Source organism: Streptomyces sp. NPDC052236 (assembly GCF_044548015.1).
In the GTDB taxonomy this organism is placed as follows: Bacteria; Actinomycetota; Actinomycetes; order Streptomycetales; family Streptomycetaceae; genus Streptomyces.
In genome coordinates this window covers 34563-50448 of record NZ_JBIUBL010000036.1, presented here as the reverse complement: position 1 = coordinate 50448, position 15886 = coordinate 34563, and the positions used below count along the sequence as shown (strand labels likewise).

Sequence of the window (15886 nt, the reverse complement as noted above, 5' to 3'; positions counted from 1 at the left end):
GTCTTCCTTGTCTTCGTCTTCCTTGTCCTGGCGGGGCCGTTCCCTCGCCTTACTGCTCTCTCTGTGCACCGTTTCCGCTCTCGCCACCGTGCCCGCCGCCCAGGCGGAGACACGGGCGCCTGCGGACGGCAGTGTGGCGTTCGACCGGAACCTCCAGCCCATCGACGGTTTCGGTTTCTCTCAGGCGTTCCAGCGCGCCGCCGTCATGCACGGCTCCCAGGGCCTGTCCCCCGCCCGCCAGAAGGAGGTGCTCGACCTGCTGCTGAGCCGTACGAAGGGGGCCGGGTTCTCCATTCTGCGGCTCGGCATCGGCTCGTCCGCCGACGCTCCGTACGACCTCATGAAGTCCATCCAGCCGACCGACCCCGGCGGCCCCGGCGCGACCCCGAAGTATGTGTGGGACGGCGACGACGGCGGCCAGGTGTGGCTGGCCCAGCAGGCGAAGGCGTACGGAGTGAAGCGGTTCTTCGCCGACGCGTGGAGCGCGCCCGGCTATATGAAGGACAACGGCGACGACGCCAACGGCGGGACACTGTGCGGCCTGGAGGGCACTGCCTGCGCCGACGGCGACGACTGGCGTCAGGCGTACGCGGACTATCTCGTCCAGTACGCGCGGTTCTACGCCCAGGAGGGCGTGAAGATCACCGACCTCGGCTTCACCAATGAGCCGGACCTGACCACCTCGTACGCCTCCATGCGGTTCACCCCCGCGCAGGCGGCCGAGTTCACCAAGGTCCTCGGCCCGACGGTCCGCAAGTCCAGGCTGCCCATGAAGCTCGCCTGCTGCGACGCGGCGGGCTGGGCGGAGCAGAGGGAGTACACCGAGGCGATCGAGGCCGATCCGAAGGCGCGCAAGGAGATCGCCACCCACACCGGCCATCCGTACCGCAATATGTCCGACTCACCGCTGCCGACCGACAAGCGCACCTGGATGTCGGAGTGGTCGCCCAACGGCACCACATGGAACGAGGCGTGGGACGACGGCAGCGGCTACGACGGCTTCGCCGTGGCCGCCAACATCCACGAAACGATGACGGCGGGCGACGCGAACGGCTATGTGTACTGGTTCGGCGCTTCCCTCGGCACCACCCGCGGCCTGATCCAGCTCGCGGGCGACAGCTACCACGTGTCCAAGCGGCTGTGGGCGCTGGCCGCGTACAGCAGGTTCATCCGGCCCGACGCCGTGCGCGTGCCCGCGCAGTCCTCGAACGAAGCGCTGAAGATCTCCGCGTACCGCAACAAGGACGGCAGCCGGGTCCTGGAGATCCTCAACACCTCGCAGTCGCCCGTCTCCACGAACCTCGCCGTCGACGATCCCGGCAGGGCCACGGCGTACGTCACCGACACCACCCGCTCGCTGACGCCGACGGCCGGTGTGGTGAGCGTGCGCGGCGACAAGCTGTCCGCGCGACTCGCGCCGCGTTCGCTGACCACTGTGGTGCTGCGGTGATCCGGGTCGCCGTCGTCGGCACCGGCGGCATCGCGGAGTTCCACGCCCAGGATCTGGCGCTGCTCGGCGACCGCGCGCAGCTCGTCGCCGTGGTCGACGTCGATGGCGCGCGCCTGGACGCCTTCGCGGAGCGGTGGTCCGTGCCGTACACCTTCAGCGGGCTCGCCGAGATGCTCGCGACGGCCCGGCCCGACGTGGTCAACCTGTGCACACCGCCGGGGCTGCACCATGCCCAGGCACTGGTCTGCCTGGCGGCCGGGGTGACGGTGGTGTGCGAGAAGCCGCCCGCGCTGAGCCTCGCGGAACTCGACGAGATCACCGCCGCGCAGGCGGCGGGCGGCGGGCGCTTCGCGACGGTGTTCCAGCACCGGTTCGGCAGCGGGGCCCGCAGGCTGCGCGCGCTCACCGGCACGCCGCCGCTCGGCCGCCCGATGGCGGCCGTGTGCAACACGCTGTGGTTCCGCCCGGACGACTACTTCGCACCGGAATGGCGCGGCGTGTGGGAGGTGGAGGGCGGCGGCCCCACCATGGGCCACGGCATCCACCAGATGGATCTGCTGCTGTCGGTGCTCGGCCCGTGGCGGGAGGTCGTGGCGGTCGCCGGCCGCCGCGCGCGGCCCACCGCGACCGAGGATGTGTCGGCGGCGCTCGTCACCTTCGCCGACGGAACCATTGCCACGGTGCTGAACAGCCTGCTCTCACCCCGCCAGTCCAGCTATCTGCGGTTCGACTACGAGTACGCCACCGTCGAGCTGGAGCACTTGTACGGGTACGACGACGCGGCCTGGACGGTCACCGGCGCGGACGGCCACGAGGAGGCCGTCACGGCCGCCTGGCTCGCGGGGCCGATGGGCCAACCGAGCGGTCACGCCGCCCAGTTCGGGGCCGTCTTCGACGCCCTCGACACGGGCGCGCCGCCGCCGGTGACACCGGCCGACGCGCGCGCGACGCTCGAACTCGTCGCGGCGATCTACGCGTCGGCCTTCACCGGCGAGCGGATCAGGAGCGGGGAGATAGGCCCGGACTCGCCCTTCTACCACCGGATGGACGGGAGTGGCGCGCCCTGGCCGCCGTCTCAGCCGTCCGGGCCCGGAATCGAGGTACTCGTATGACGCTTCGTACGCTGCGACTGGACACCACCGCCGACGACGCGGTGTCGGTGTACGCCGACGACGTGGAACTCCTGCGGTACGTCCACCGGCCCGACATGCCGCAGTTCGAGGGGCCGAAGCCGTATCTCCACCCGGTGCGCACCCTCGCGGGTGACGTGGTCACGGCCTACCGGCCGCACGACCACCGCTGGCACAAGGGCATCCAGATGACCGCGTCCCATGTGTCCGGCCAGAACTTCTGGGGCGGCGGCAGCTATGTCCGCGACCAGGGCTATGTGGACCTGCCCAATATCGGCACGATGCGGCACGAGGAGTTCACCGCGTCCGAGACCGGGGCCGCCGGTGACCGCGTCCATGTCGCGCAGCGGCTGACCTGGCACACCAGCGCCGGGGAACACTGGGTGGACGAGCAGCGCGAGCTGACCGTGCGCGACGCCGACGAGACGTCGTGGGCGCTGGAGTTCGCCACCGAGCTGACGAACGTACGGGGTGAGCCTCTCGTCTTCGGCAGCCCGACCACGAACGGCCGCCCGCAGGCCGGGTACAGCGGCCTGTTCTGGCGCGGGCCGCGGGCGTTCACCGACGGCCGGGTCCTGGCCGGGAACGGTCAGAGCGGCGGCCCGGAGCTGATGGGCAGGGCGGCGCCCTGGCTGGCGTACACCGGTCGGCACGACGAGGTGGACCGTGCCTCCACGCTGCTCTTCATCGACCACCCGGGCAACGACAAGCAGGCACCGACCCGCTGGTTCGTACGGGAGGAGCCCTTCGCCGCGGTCAACCCCTCGATCGCCTTCTCGCAGGAGGTGGAACTGGCTCCGGGGGACACGCTGCGGCTGCGCTACCGGGTCGTTGTCGCGGACGGGGAGTGGGACCGCGCGCGGCTGGAGTCGTATGTGGCGGCGCACCCCTGGTGACGCGCTCGGGCCCTTGTCGGGGGCGCTGCCCCCGAACCCGCCCCCTACGCCCTGCGGGCGTGGGGGGACCCCCAGCGCCTCAATCGCCGACGAGGCTTGAATTGCCGGGCCACCGGCAACTCAAGCCCGTTCCGTCGCTTGAGGACACCGCCCGGCAGTACTGGGGGGACCCCGGCGCAGCGAAGCGCCCCCCACCCGCCAGAGCACGGGGACAGGTGGGGGGCGCGGCCCGTACCGTCCGGGGGGGGCGCAGTACGGGTGTCTCGCGGTGCTGCCCTTGCGCGTCGCAGCGCCCAGGAAGCGGCAGCCATCCGGTTGTGGTGCTGGTCGTGCAGGCGCTCACGCGCCCTGTGCGTCGCTCTCGCGGTAGGGGTTGCCCTCCGCCGGGGTCACGCGCCAGAACGTCTCTGCCGTGGCCTTGAACTGCCGGTGAGCGGGGTTGCGTCCCGTGTGCTTGAGCGCCCAGATCTCCGCGGGCAAGCGGTCCTCGCCTGTCGGCTGCGACTCGTCCCCGCACGACAGGCAGAGCGCAGAGAAGATCGCTTCCGGCGCTCCCCTGCCGGTTTCCGGTCCTAGCGTCCAGTCGGCTGCCCTGATGATCGAACGTGTCACAGCGCCTCCCCGGTTCGGCGGTTTGTGGTGCAGCGCGGACACTTGCAGCGGGTGTACGCCAGAGAGGGTTCCGGCGTCGTGCCGGGCAGGAATGTCTGCTTGCTCCGGACGTCCGTCCGCTCGCCCGTCTCGCGATTGATCCTGTAGACCGCGATCGTCATAGCCACGTGATCACGTGTCCTTTCCGGTCGCCTCGCGCAGCGTCTTGACCAGGACGCGGAAAGTGACGCACTCGCCGCCGCCTTCCGCACAGAACTGACACCCGGCGACGTGCTTCAACATCGCCTGAAACGCGGGGTATTCAATGCCCACGGTGATGCTGTCGGCTGCGTTCTGAGGGGGTTCACCGGACATCCACCCACGGGTCCACGTGGACCCCCGTGCGGGCGGTCCGCGGCGTGCTGCCGAGTTGGGCGACGTACAGCCCTACGATCTCCCCGGTGTCCTCCCAGGGGTGCGACTGCGGGACGAGTGCGGGGGTGTGCCTATTGCTGGGGGCGGCCATTCGAGCGCCCCACACGTCCGGCGAACGGCCGGTCGCGCACCACGCGCGGCGCGACGGGCGGCCCGGCGGTCCGGGCGTGCCTGCCGCGCACCGCCAGCGGTGCGGCGGGGGGTGCGGGGGTGCGGCTGTGCTTGCCGGGGGTGCGTCGCCCGACCAGGGCTGGTGTCACCCATTCGAGTAGTCGTGATAGCAAGTGCATTGGCTGCCTGCTCTCTTCAGGTGGTCCATGCCCCCGGCCGTTCCAGCGGTGCGGGGGCCTTTGCGTCTGTACCAACCAACCGATTTGGCGTATGCGCTGGGGAGTTGACCAGCGTTGACGTAGCGTTGACTGGAACAGTCAACGGCTCGGAGCGCAGGCATGGACGACTTCGGATCACGCGTACGAGAAGCACTCTCCGCACAGGGCATGAGCATGCGCGGTGCTGCCAAGGCGTTGCACTACGACCCTGCATATTTGAGTCGCGCCCTCAATGGGAAACAGTCGCCGTCAGCCGAACTGATCCAAGCGCTGGATGAATTACTCGGTACTGAGTTTGCGGAACCGGTGGACGAGCCTACTGACACACTGGACGGACCCGCGTATGTCCGCTCGACCGTTGCCCATTTATTGGATCACGACCGTCGCTACGGTGGCGATCACGTCGCGGACGCAGCCATGCAAGTGTGGAAGTCCGAGCAGCGAAAGTTGAACAGCACAACTGATCCTCATAAAGAGTATCTTGCCGCCGTTGCTGAGATCGCCCAAGTTGCAGGCTGGATCCTCTTTGATGCCAATCGCCAGGAAGAGGCGCGACAGGCATTCATTGAGTCACAAATGCTTGCCCGGCACGCCGGGGACAAGTCAATGACTTGGTTTTCGATGGACATGCTTGCAATGCAAGATATCAATAGTGAGCTACTGGGTGAGGCGCTCCGCATCGCGGATGAACTGCTAACACAGCCCAAGATCCCTAAGCGGGTCGTATTGTTGGCCCGCGTACGTCGGGCCCGCGCTCTTGCACAGGCTGGCGACCGCACCCGGGCCATTGCGGAAGTCGGCAAAGCCAAGAGCCAACTACAGGACTCCATTGACGAACGCGCGCCGCACTGGACGTGGTGGGTTGACGAAATAGAAGTGACCGGGCATGAGGCAGAGGTATTGATCTCTCTCGGCGAACCTGCCGCAGCCATCCCCTTTCTACAACACACTATCGAACTACTACCAAGTCCTATCGGTCGCGGAGCGCTCTATTACGGCGTAGCAGAACTTACTGCACTTGCTACCGCTCAAGCATGGCGGGATGCGGAGCACACGCTTACGCGGCTTGCCCCGATTCTCCAGAACGTCACATCGGGACGTAGCCGTATGAGGCTTAAAGGCACACTCCGGATCATTGAACGGGACGCTCCGTCATGGCTTGCTGATCACGCAAAAGACATCACCGCATAGGTGAATGGCCGCTGAGTACGGCAGGCGTTGTCGACACCGCGCATAGGAAGCGAGCCGTCGCAGCAACTGGCGCTCAGCGTGAGGGCGTTGTCGGGGTGTTCGAGGTGGAGCGCGTATCTGGGCGTGTGCTGCTTCGGCCAGGGCGTCGGTGATCGCAGGGTTTGGGCACCGCGTGTATGGCGTGAGCTGACACACTATAGTTCCCGCATGACGCCTGAGATGTTGGACAAGCTGGACCGGTACCGTGCGGAGATGGTGAGGCGGAATATCCCCTCCGGCGTCGTGGAACAGTGGATAGGTGCCGCCCTCCCTTGTGCGACCCTGACGCTGGACGGGGACGGGCCCGTCGTGGGCCGCTATGGCGGACCCCTGCTGCTTCCCCCCGGCGCCCCAGACCCCGAGTTTCCGTTCGTCGCCTCGCTCAATTGTGCAGACCTGCCCGAAAAGGTGACGGGACTTCTACTGCCGCCCGACGGTCGTCTGCTGCTATTCGCGTTCCCCGACCTGGACGGTGGCGGTCAAGTGATGTACGTCCCCGAGGGGGCGGCCGTCGAAAAACGGGTAATTACCTTCGAGTACTACGACGAGGATCCGGATTGCCTGGAGATATCAGAGCAATATTCGCAGGGTGAACTGCGCATGGCCGCCGATGTGTCCCTGCCGTTCCACAGCTCGAAGGCGAAGGCCACGGACCATGGTTGGCGGGGCGAGGACCTTCCCTGGGCTCCCTACGCGAGCATCCACTCGGATTTGTGGAACGTGGACGGCCGTGACTTCCCCCGCGGCGGGTGGGTGCAAGTGGGCGGGTACGCCCTGGAGGAATGCATGGACGTGAACCCCGTAGAGTCGGCTGCGATGTCCTCGGACGAGACCTGGGACCTCGAGGACTGGGTGCTGTTGGCGGACTGGAATCCCAGCATCGAGGGCAGGGAAGGCTTTTCACTTCACTGGGCGATCCGGAGGCAGGAGCTGGCCGCCCGGCGCTTCGAGCGAGTATCTGAGTCGATGCACTGGAATCCGTGAAAAGAACCCGCCGCCTGGAGGCGATAGTCTGAGCTGGGTACCCGATCGCGTGAGTACCTTGTGGCAAAACGGAATCCTTTCTCGATGAGCACCACTCTCTTCCTGTTTGGGCGGCACTCAAATCGGAGTGTGCAGAGCTCTGACAGTCACCCCGCTGATCGAACGGATGCCCGGTGGCCGTCACAGAATTTCGCCAGCCGAACACTGAAGCCCTTACTGATCTTGAACTCGGATTGTCGTCGTGAGTTACGTAACCACGCAATCTGAGATCCACATCGGCTGCAGGTTCTCAACTTCGTTCTCATAAGCCGACGCTGTGAACTGGGCTTTTGCGCCCCGGTCTCACCCATGTCATGCGGCATCAGTCTCAGATCCGCGGCATTTCCTCGACGGCCGGCCGACGCTGCAACTCGTCTGGCCTCTGATGTCTCAAAGAGGCTGAGGCGAGCGGGCAAGACCGTGAGATTGGGCCACGAATCTTGAGGCCCCTCAACCGATATCGCAGCTCGCGTCCCGTGGCGTGGCTGTGAGCTGTGGCTACTTGCGGTGTCTCACGCCGTTTCTGGCTTTTCAGTCTCACGGAGTGCCCTCCCGTTGGCCCACGCAGCCCGAATCATCCGAATTGTCTACTCCGAGATGCGGCCCTTCCCGTATTTGGCGATGCTGGCCACGAGGCCGGAGTGGGACCGTCCACGACCATCGATCACATCTCTACGCATCAAGGCAAACATCGCAATCCCAGTCACGGTTCTTAGCGGCTTCACCCACAGTGGTGCCTGGATATCGACCACGGCGATGCACTTGTCGTCGGCGTAGGCCGTATTGCCGGGCCGACAGGAAGCGGCTTGACACCGACGGCACCCGCTTGTCGGCGTCCACGGTGAGCTCGATAGGCGGAGGAGGCGTTTTGAACCCTCTGGCTCGGCGAAACGGGGCGTGAGACCCCAGCCACGGGATGGGCGGGTGGGGAACAAGGCCCCGCGCAGCGAGGACGCCCAATCCTGTCGGCACCGCCGTTCGCGGCCCCGGCGCGCCGGCTGACGTCTAAGGTGTGCGCCTATGCGGCTGCTGCTCATGTCCGACACCCATGTACCCAAGCGCGCCAAGCGGCTCCCCGACGAACTGCTGGCGGAGGTTCCACGCGCCGATGTGGTGATCCACGCCGGTGACTGGGTGGACACCGCCACGCTCGATCTGCTGGAGGCCACGGCGCGCCGGCTGATCGGGGTGTACGGAAACAACGACGGCGGCGAGCTCCGGGCGCGTCTGCCCGAGGTCGCGTACGCCGAGCTGGGCGGGCTCCGCTTCGGTGTGGTGCACGAGACCGGCCCGGCGCAGGGGCGGGAGCGGCGCTGTGCCGCGCGCTTTCCCGACCTGGACGTACTTGTCTTCGGGCACAGCCATATTCCGTGGGACTCGCGGGCCGGCAACGGGCTGCGGCTGCTGAACCCCGGTTCGCCGACCGACCGGCGGCGTCAGCCCCACCGGACGTACCTGACGGCCGTCGCGGCGGACAGCGAGCTGAGCGACGTACGACTGCACCGGATTTCGTAGGCGGTTTGCTTTGGCGTTTCCCTTGGCGCACCGGGGTGAAATCCTTTTCACGGGTGCCTGGAGGGCAAGGTAGGGTGAGCAGTACACACGGTGACCGCTCAGCTGGAGCGTTCGACTCCGTCGGTGAGGCTGGACGTGCGGCAGAGGAGACGTGTGGCACAGGAAAGGGTGCGCAGACAAGTGGTGACGATCCACGACGTGGCGCGAAAGGCCGGAGTGTCCCCGGCGACCGTCTCCCGCGTCTTCAACGGCGGCAATGTCACAGCCGCGCGCGTCAAATCCGTCCAACAGGCCGCGGCGGCGCTGGGGTTCGCGCCCAACCGGATCGCCCGGTCGTTGCGCAAGCAGCAGTCGAGTGTGATCGGCCTGATCATCCCCGATATCGGGAATCCTTTCTTCACCTCGCTGGCCCGCGGTGTCGAGGACGCCGCGCAGCGCACAAGTCTCTCCGTCGTGCTGTGCAACTCCGACGAGGACACCGACAAGGAGCGCCGCTATCTGGAGATCGCCCTCGGTGAGCAGATGGCCGGGGTGATCGTCGCGGCGGCCTCGCGCGACGAAACAGATCTGGGGCCGCTGATCGCCCGGGGCATGCCCGTGGTGGCCGTGGACCGCAGGCCGCACGACGCGGACGTCGACGCCGTCATGGTGGACAACCACCACGGCGGAGAGGTCGCCACCCGCCATCTCCTGCGGGCCGGTTACCGCAGGATCGCCTGCATCACCGGTCCCGAGGGCGCGTCCACCTCGGAGGAGCGCCTCGCGGGATACCGCTCCGCCCTGAGCGGCGACCCGGCGCGCGCGTCGCTCGCGCAGTCCCTGGTCCGGCACGCGGACTTCCGGGTGGCGGGCGGGCGGCTCGCGATGCGCGAGCTGCTGGCGCTGCCCGAGCCGCCGGACGCGGTGTTCGTCGCGAACAACCTGATGACGATCGGCGTGCTCGAAGCGTTGCGCGAGGCGGGGCGTACGCCGCCGGAGCTGGGGGTGCTGTCGTTCGGCGACGTACCGTGGGCGTCCCTGATCCGGCCGTCGCTGACGACGGTCGAGCTGCCCGCGTACGATCTGGGGCGCACCGCCGCCGACCTACTGCTCCAGCGCATGGCGGGCGGCGGGGGCTCGCTCCAGACCGTCGTACTGCGCACCACACTGCGGGCGCGCGAGAGCACCGCCGGACCGGTCGAAGACTGAGGCGACTGATCCGACGGCGCTTCCCGTGGGGGGTCTCGGTACTACTTGAGTCCGGAGGTCTTGATGGACTCCACGATCTGCCGCTGGAAGGCGAAGAACAGCGCCAGCATCGGCAGCGCCGCCACCGTCGCCGCGGCCAGGATGTAGTTCCAGTTCGAGCCGTACTGCGTCGAGAACGAGGCGATCCCCAGCTGAACCACCGTCAGACTCTGGTCGCTGGTGACGACCAGCGGCCAGACGAAGGCGTTCCAGTTCGCGAGGAAGAAGAACACCGCCAGCGCGGAGAGCACCGGCCGGGACATCGGCAGGACGATGTCCCAGTAGACGCGCCAGTGGCCGCAGCCGTCGATGACCGCCGCCTCCTCCAGCTCCTTCGGCAGCCCCAGATAAAACTGGCGCAGCAGGAAGATGCCGAAGGCGTTGAAGATCGCCGGGATGATCAGCCCCGCGTAGCTGTCGAGCAGATTCAACTCACGGGCCACGAGGAACAGCGGGATCAGTACCACGGGCGCGGTGACCAGCAGCGTCGAGAAGATCACCATGAAGATCTTCTCGCGGCCGGGAAAGCGCAGCCGCGCCAGCGCGTAGGCGGCCATCGAGTGGAACAGCAGCGCGGCGATGGTGATCACGGCCGAGATGAAGAAGCTGTTCCACAGGTAGCGGACGAACGGAACCTCGGTGAAGACGTAGACGAAGTTCTGGATCGTGAATTCTTTGGGGATCAGATTGCCGTCGGTGACTGTGGAGCGGGTCTTGAAGGCGGACGAGACCATCCACAGGACGGGGAAGACGCTTACCGCCGACAGGACGACGGCCAGTGCGGTCAGTCCGATACGTCCGGAGCGCTGCCGCCGTACGGCCCCCGCTCCCATGTCATAGGTTTCACTCGCCATCATCGAACCTCCCGCCCTTCGTCACCTTGAAGATCACCGCGGAGCAGATGACCATGATCAGCACCAGGAACGAGCCCATGGCGGAGGCGTAGCCGTACTCGCCGAAGCCGAAGGCCTGCTGGTAGATGTAGTAGATCGCCAGCGAAGTGCCGTTGGCGGGCCCTCCGTTGGTCAGTACGAAGATGAGGTCGAGGCCCCCGGTGATGGCGGCGACCGTGGACATCAGCAGCACGAAGAAGCTGGTGGGGCGCAGCAGCGGCCAGGTGATGGAGCGGAAGGTGGTCCACGGCCCCGCGCCGTCGAGCCGCGCCGCCTCGTAGTACTCCTTGGGGATCTCCTGCAGACCCGCCAGGAAGATGATCATGTAGTAGCCCATCATCACCCACACCATGACGGCGATGACGCAGCCGAGCGCGAGCGTGGGGCTGCCCAGCCAGGACTCCCCGTCGAACCCGGCCGCCCTCATGGCGCGGTTGACCACGCCGACCTGCTCGTCGAGCAGGAACTTCCACAGCACGCCGACGACGACGAGGCTGATGACGTACGGCAGGAAGAGCGCGGTGCGGTACGCGCTCATGCCGGGCAGCTTCTGCTTGACCAGCAGCCCGAGCCCGAGGCTCACACAGAACAGGACCGGGACGAGGATCAGCACATAGACGCCGGTCAGTTTCATCGACTGCCAAAACAGCGGGTCCTGCATCATGCGCTCGTAGTTGCCGAGGCCGATCCACTCGTAGCTGCCGAAGCCGCTGACCTGGAAGAAGCTCAGCACGATGGAGAGCACCATCGGGACGCCGACGAAGATCAGCAGACCGATGGCGTCGGGGGCGAGGAACAGCCCGGCCGCGAGCCACTCGCGGTGCTTGCGGCTGAGTCCCGTACGGGGTGGCGCGGACGGCCCCGCGGCCGTCGGCGCGGGTCCGGCCGGACGGTCCTGTGCGGTGACGCCGGCGCCCATTTCAGCGCTCATTTCAGGGCTCAGGCTCATATCAGGCTCGCCCCCTTGTAGCTCTTGGTGTAGGCCTCGATGGACCGGTGGGCCCGGCCGGCCGCTTCGGCCACGTCGTGACCGGCGAGCATGCTGCCCTGGATGGCGTCGGAGATCGCCTTGTAGACGACCGGGGGGTAGCGCGGCTCGGCGACGGCTCCGGGGAAGACCTCGTCCTTGAACTTCTTCATCGCCATGGAGTCGTAGCCGCCCTTGGCCGCACCGCGCTCCAGTGCGCTGGCGCGGGGCGCCACATCGGACTTGGCGCGGGTGCACCAGTCGACCATCCGGTCGATCGAGTCATCCTTCATCGAGCCCAGCGCCCAGGCGCAGAACTCCGCCGCCGCCTCGGGGTTGCGGCCCTGCGCGTTGGCGCAGAAGGTCCAGCCGCCCAGCGCCGTGGTGTATTTCCCGCCCTGCGGCACGGGGAGCTTGAACACCCCGTAGCGGTAGTCCGGCGCGTACGCCTTGAAGCTGGATACGTTCCAGATGCCCTGCTGCCACATGGCGACGTTGCCCGCCTTGAAACCGCTGATGACGTCGCCGGCGGCGGGGTTGGTACGCGGAGCGATGCCCTGACGTACGGCGTCCTGCCACAGCTGGAGCGCCTGGCGCGCGGCCGGGGAGTCGAAGGCGACATTGCCCTGCTTGTCCAGGACATCGCCGCCGCCCTGCCACATCCACGGGTACCAGGTGAAGTTCTGGTAATAGCCGGGGTTGGTCTCGAAGGCGAGGCCCGCACGCGTCTTGGTGCGCAGCTTGTCGCCGATGTCGAGCATCTGGTCCCACGTGGTGGGGATGTCCGCCTCGGACAGTCCGGCCTTCTCCCATACGTCGGCGGCGTAGAACATGGCCAGCGGCTCGACCTCCATGGGGAGGGCGTAGACCTTGCCGTCGACCATGCGGCTGTCGAGGGACGAGCCGAAGTCGGCGATGGCCTCCTTGTCCATGTGCGGGGTGAGGTCCGCCAGGACGCCGCCGTTGTAGTAGCGCAGGAAGTCGCCGGGGCTGAGCAGGAAGATGTCCGGGCCGTCTCCGGTGGCGAAGGCGGAGGGCAGTTTGAAGCCGTTGAGGTAGGTGGGCTGGGGAAGGTAGACCAGTTCGATCTTGGTCGGGTGGGTGTCGTTCCACTGGGCGACCATGTCGGTGAACCACTTGGACTGCGCGTTGACGGCGGGGTCGGGCGACCGCTGCGGTCCGTAGAAGTTCCAGAACCGCAGGGTGCCTCCCTTCGCCTGGGCGGTGCCGCAGCCGGTGAGCAGGGCCGGGGAGGCAGCGGCTGCTCCGGCCGCCGCCATGCTGGTGAGGAAACGTCGGCGGGACGGTGCCGGGCGCTCGGCGTCATTGCCGTGCTGGAGCATGGTTGTGCGCTCCTGTTCGGAGTGGTGGGAGGGGACGGAGTGGGAGAGGTCAGTCGACTTCGAGGGTGAGCAGGTCCGGCGTGGCCGGGCGTGACGTGGAGCTCGGCGCGTCCAGGTAGAACAGCGCGGTGCTCGCGATGTCGTCGCTGGTGTGGCGGTAGCGGTGCGGCAGTCCGTTGCCCTGGCCGGGCCCGATGCCCAGGCTCTGGACCGTGATCCGCAGGTCCTCGGAGAAGCGGACCGGGTCGAGGATGTGCCAGCGGTACATCCCGAAGCGCTGCTGGCTGGAGTACAGCCCGTCCGGCCGCAGGATCTGGTTCAGCCCGAGATAGGGCGTGGTGTACGCGGTGTAGCCCTGGCCCGGTACGTCGAAGTTCCACGCGCCGCCGAAGTAGTCCTCGGTTCCGGTGCCGCAGATCGTGGGGAACTCCTCGTCCCCGTCCAGGAAGAACTTGACCTCGCCCTCACCCCACCAGCCGGGGCTGTTGACGCCCCACGCCAGGTAGGTGCCGACGTAACTCCCGGCGCCGGTGACGCCGTCGAGCAGCGTGTGCTCCTCACCGAACGGCACGGGATGGCTGCGCCGCCACTGCGCGTGGAAGTACGTGGCGTCGTCGGGGACTTCGTCGAGCTCGTAGTCGATCTGGTAGTAGAGCGTGACGGTCTCGGCGGACAGGTTCTCCAGCGTGATGCGCGCCGCGCGGCGGAACGGCATGGGCCAGTACGCGTTGAAGCCGCCGCTGGGGTTGGCCGCGACGGGCACGGAGGAGACCTGGCTGAAGGTGTTCCAGCCATTGCAGAAGAAGTCGCCGAGCGGCACCTCGACGGCCGGGTTCTCCTCGCCCTCCCAGTACATGCGCAACAGCGTGGAGCGCCAGGCCTGGTGGGGCGCGGTGGTGCACCACAGGTGGCGCAGCGTGCCGGGGCCCTCGATGTCGGCGAGCGTAACGGTCCGGCCTGCGGGGATGTCGATGCTGGGCGAGATCTTCCAGCCGGGACCGAGCCTGCTCGCCGCGACCGCGCCCGTACCCTCGGTGGCCCTTCCGCCGGCCGACTTGGCGCCGGTGGGGTTCTCGGCGCTGATGGATCGGCTTACGGCGCGGCTCCCGCGGGAGATGCCGTCGAGTCCAAACGTTGTCATCGTTCTGTCTGCCCTCAGGGGTGAAGTACGGGAGCGCTCCGCGTCGAAACCGCTCTGAAATCCATTTCAGCGAAAGGTAGGAGCGAGCCCTCAGGGTGTCAAGGGTCGAGACGGCATCAGCCGCAGACTGGGGCCATTCTGGGGCGCCCTCTTGACCGTGAAATCGATTTCTGCAACGGTGCCACTCATGCCTCGCAACGCAGTCATCGGTGTGGATATCGGCACCTCCAGCAGCAAGGGCGTACTCGTCGGTCTGGACGGCGTACTGCTCCGCTCGGCCGTACGGGAACACACCCCCTCCCGGCCGGGCCCCGGCCGCTTCGAGATGGACGCCTCCCTCTGGTGGCAGGAATTCACCGAGCTCACCCGCGAGTTGACCTCGCCGGGGGACGCCGCCGTGGTGGCGGTCGGCGTGAGTGGCATGGGCCCCTGCGTACTGCTGACGGACGAGGACGACGTACCGCTGCGCCCCGCGATCCTCTACGGCGTCGACACCCGCTCCGTCCCCCAGATCGAACGGCTGGAACGGCGGCTCGGCCCCGAGGCCATCACCGCGCGGGCAGGCTCACGGCTGACCACCCAGGCGGCGGGGCCGAAGATCGCCTGGGTCGCCGAGGAGGAACCGGACCTCTACGCCCGCGCGCGCCGCCTCTATATGCCGAGCTCCTGGCTGGTCCGCGGGCTGACGGGCGCCTATGTGCTCGACCACCACTCCGCCAGCCAGTGCACTCCGCTGTACGACACGGCCGCGCGCGACTGGTACGCCCCCTGGGCCCGCGAGGTGGCCCCCGGCATCGAACTGCCGCCGCTGCGCTGGTCCGGCGAGGCGGCGGGCACGGTCACCGCCGAGGCGGCGCGGGAGACGAATCTGCCGGCCGGCATCCCCGTCACCACCGGCACCATCGACGCCTGGGCGGAGGCGCTGAGCGTAGGCGCCCAGCACACCGGCGATCTGATGCTGATGTATGGCACCACCATGTTCCTGATCCACACCGTGGAGAAGCCGCTCACCAGCCCGTCCCTGTGGGGCACGGTCGGCGCGCTGCCCGGCACCAGCAACCTGGCGGGCGGCATGGCCACCTCCGGCGCGGTGACGAACTGGCTGCGCGACCTGTTCGGCGCCGCCGACCACACCGGCCTCCTGCGGCTGGCGGAGGCATCGGGACCGGGGGCGAACGGCCTGCTGATGCTCCCGTACTTCTCGGGCGAGCGCACACCCGTCATGGACCCGGAGGCGCGCGGCGTCATCGCCGGGCTCACCCTGTCCCACACCCGCGGCGATCTGTACCGGGCCGCGCTCGAAGCCACCGGGTACGGAGTACGCCACAACATCGAGGTCATAGAGGCCGTCGGCGGCGACATCCGCCGGGTGGTGGCCGTCGGCGGCGGTACGCAGGGACCGCTGTGGACGCAGATCATCTCCGACATCACGGGCCGGGAGCAGGAGTTGCGCTCCACGACCATCGGCGCGAGCTACGGCGGCGCGCTGCTGGCGGCGCAACTCGTCGGCGACGCCTCGATCGACGCGTGGAACCCGGTGCGCGAAACGGTGATGCCCCGGCCCGCGCACACCGGGCGCTACGAGGAGTTGTACGGGCTCTACCGGCGGCTGTACCCGCAGACCCGGGAGGCCGTACACGCGCTGGCGGCGATGCAGGACCGCTGACGCCCGCCACCACCACCCACTCCCCCACACCAGGCCGCACCCAGGCACAC

15 protein-coding genes are annotated in these 15886 nt (G+C 67.8%); 8 read left to right on the top strand and 7 right to left on the bottom strand.

All coding sequences use genetic code 11. The features are described from left to right. Window positions 1-88 precede the first annotated feature (88 nt). The 3 genes from ACIHCQ_RS39145 to ACIHCQ_RS39135 are packed head-to-tail and all read left to right on the top strand — an operon-like array spanning window position 89 to window position 3476. Entirely contained in the window at window positions 89-1450 is a 1362-nt protein-coding gene (locus tag ACIHCQ_RS39145) for a glycoside hydrolase (protein ID WP_399673460.1), read from the top strand. Further along, window positions 1447-2562: a Gfo/Idh/MocA family protein gene (locus ACIHCQ_RS39140; RefSeq protein WP_399673458.1), complete on the top strand. Its 1116-nt coding sequence runs from the start codon at window positions 1447-1449 to the stop codon at window positions 2560-2562. Before ACIHCQ_RS39145 ends, ACIHCQ_RS39140 begins: the two co-directional genes overlap by 4 nt. Further along, window positions 2559-3476: a PmoA family protein gene (locus ACIHCQ_RS39135; RefSeq protein WP_399673456.1), complete on the top strand. Its 918-nt coding sequence runs from the start codon at window positions 2559-2561 to the stop codon at window positions 3474-3476. The genes ACIHCQ_RS39140 and ACIHCQ_RS39135 overlap by 4 nt, the downstream gene beginning before the upstream one ends. Window positions 3477-3815: 339 nt before the next feature. On the opposite strand, the gene ACIHCQ_RS39130 is transcribed toward ACIHCQ_RS39135, so the two are convergent. The 3 genes from ACIHCQ_RS39130 to ACIHCQ_RS39120 form a co-directional block, all read right to left on the bottom strand. Then, entirely contained in the window at window positions 3816-4088 is a 273-nt protein-coding gene (locus ACIHCQ_RS39130; protein WP_399673454.1) for a hypothetical protein, read from the bottom strand. Between the two features lie 171 nt (window positions 4089-4259). Beyond that, entirely contained in the window at window positions 4260-4442 is a 183-nt protein-coding gene (locus tag ACIHCQ_RS39125; protein ID WP_399673452.1) for a hypothetical protein, read from the bottom strand. Further along, entirely contained in the window at window positions 4432-4593 is a 162-nt protein-coding gene (locus ACIHCQ_RS39120; protein ID WP_399673450.1) for a hypothetical protein, read from the bottom strand. Before ACIHCQ_RS39120 ends, ACIHCQ_RS39125 begins: the two co-directional genes overlap by 11 nt. 358 nt (window positions 4594-4951) lie before the next feature. Here ACIHCQ_RS39120 and ACIHCQ_RS39115 point away from each other — a divergent pair, with 358 nt between their 5' ends. From ACIHCQ_RS39115 to ACIHCQ_RS39100, 4 genes are all read left to right on the top strand, one after another. Further along, window positions 4952-6022, top strand: coding sequence for a helix-turn-helix domain-containing protein (locus ACIHCQ_RS39115; protein WP_399673448.1), 1071 nt, complete (start codon window positions 4952-4954; stop codon window positions 6020-6022). 207 nt (window positions 6023-6229) lie between these two features. Next, entirely contained in the window at window positions 6230-7045 is an 816-nt protein-coding gene (locus ACIHCQ_RS39110) for a DUF1963 domain-containing protein (RefSeq protein WP_399673446.1), read from the top strand. A 1059-nt stretch (window positions 7046-8104) separates the two neighbouring features. Next, window positions 8105-8599 (top strand): metallophosphoesterase family protein, encoded by a 495-nt coding sequence (locus ACIHCQ_RS39105; RefSeq protein ID WP_399673444.1) that lies wholly within the window; start codon window positions 8105-8107, stop codon window positions 8597-8599. A gap of 153 nt (window positions 8600-8752) precedes the next feature. After that, entirely contained in the window at window positions 8753-9787 is a 1035-nt protein-coding gene (locus ACIHCQ_RS39100; RefSeq protein WP_399673442.1) for a LacI family DNA-binding transcriptional regulator, read from the top strand. Between the two features lie 41 nt (window positions 9788-9828). Here ACIHCQ_RS39100 and ACIHCQ_RS39095 read toward each other — a convergent pair whose 3' ends face one another. From ACIHCQ_RS39095 to ACIHCQ_RS39080, 4 genes are read right to left on the bottom strand one after another with little or no spacing between them, the layout of a single operon-like run. Continuing rightward, the gene (locus ACIHCQ_RS39095) at window positions 9829-10683 is read right to left on the bottom strand and encodes a carbohydrate ABC transporter permease (protein ID WP_399673440.1); all 855 of its coding nucleotides are present in this window, start codon (window positions 10681-10683) and stop codon (window positions 9829-9831) included. After that, window positions 10670-11650, bottom strand: a complete 981-nt coding sequence (locus tag ACIHCQ_RS39090; RefSeq protein WP_399673438.1) for a carbohydrate ABC transporter permease — start codon at window positions 11648-11650, stop codon at window positions 10670-10672. Before ACIHCQ_RS39090 ends, ACIHCQ_RS39095 begins: the two co-directional genes overlap by 14 nt. Window positions 11651-11664: 14 nt before the next feature. Continuing rightward, window positions 11665-13029: an ABC transporter substrate-binding protein gene (locus tag ACIHCQ_RS39085; protein WP_399673435.1), complete on the bottom strand. Its 1365-nt coding sequence runs from the start codon at window positions 13027-13029 to the stop codon at window positions 11665-11667. A 49-nt stretch (window positions 13030-13078) separates the two neighbouring features. Beyond that, window positions 13079-14170 (bottom strand): glycoside hydrolase family 172 protein, encoded by a 1092-nt coding sequence (locus ACIHCQ_RS39080; protein WP_399673433.1) that lies wholly within the window; start codon window positions 14168-14170, stop codon window positions 13079-13081. Between the two features lie 187 nt (window positions 14171-14357). On the opposite strand from ACIHCQ_RS39080, the gene ACIHCQ_RS39075 reads away from it, so the two are divergent. Continuing rightward, window positions 14358-15836: an FGGY-family carbohydrate kinase gene (locus ACIHCQ_RS39075; RefSeq protein WP_399673431.1), complete on the top strand. Its 1479-nt coding sequence runs from the start codon at window positions 14358-14360 to the stop codon at window positions 15834-15836. Window positions 15837-15886: the final 50 nt, after the last annotated feature.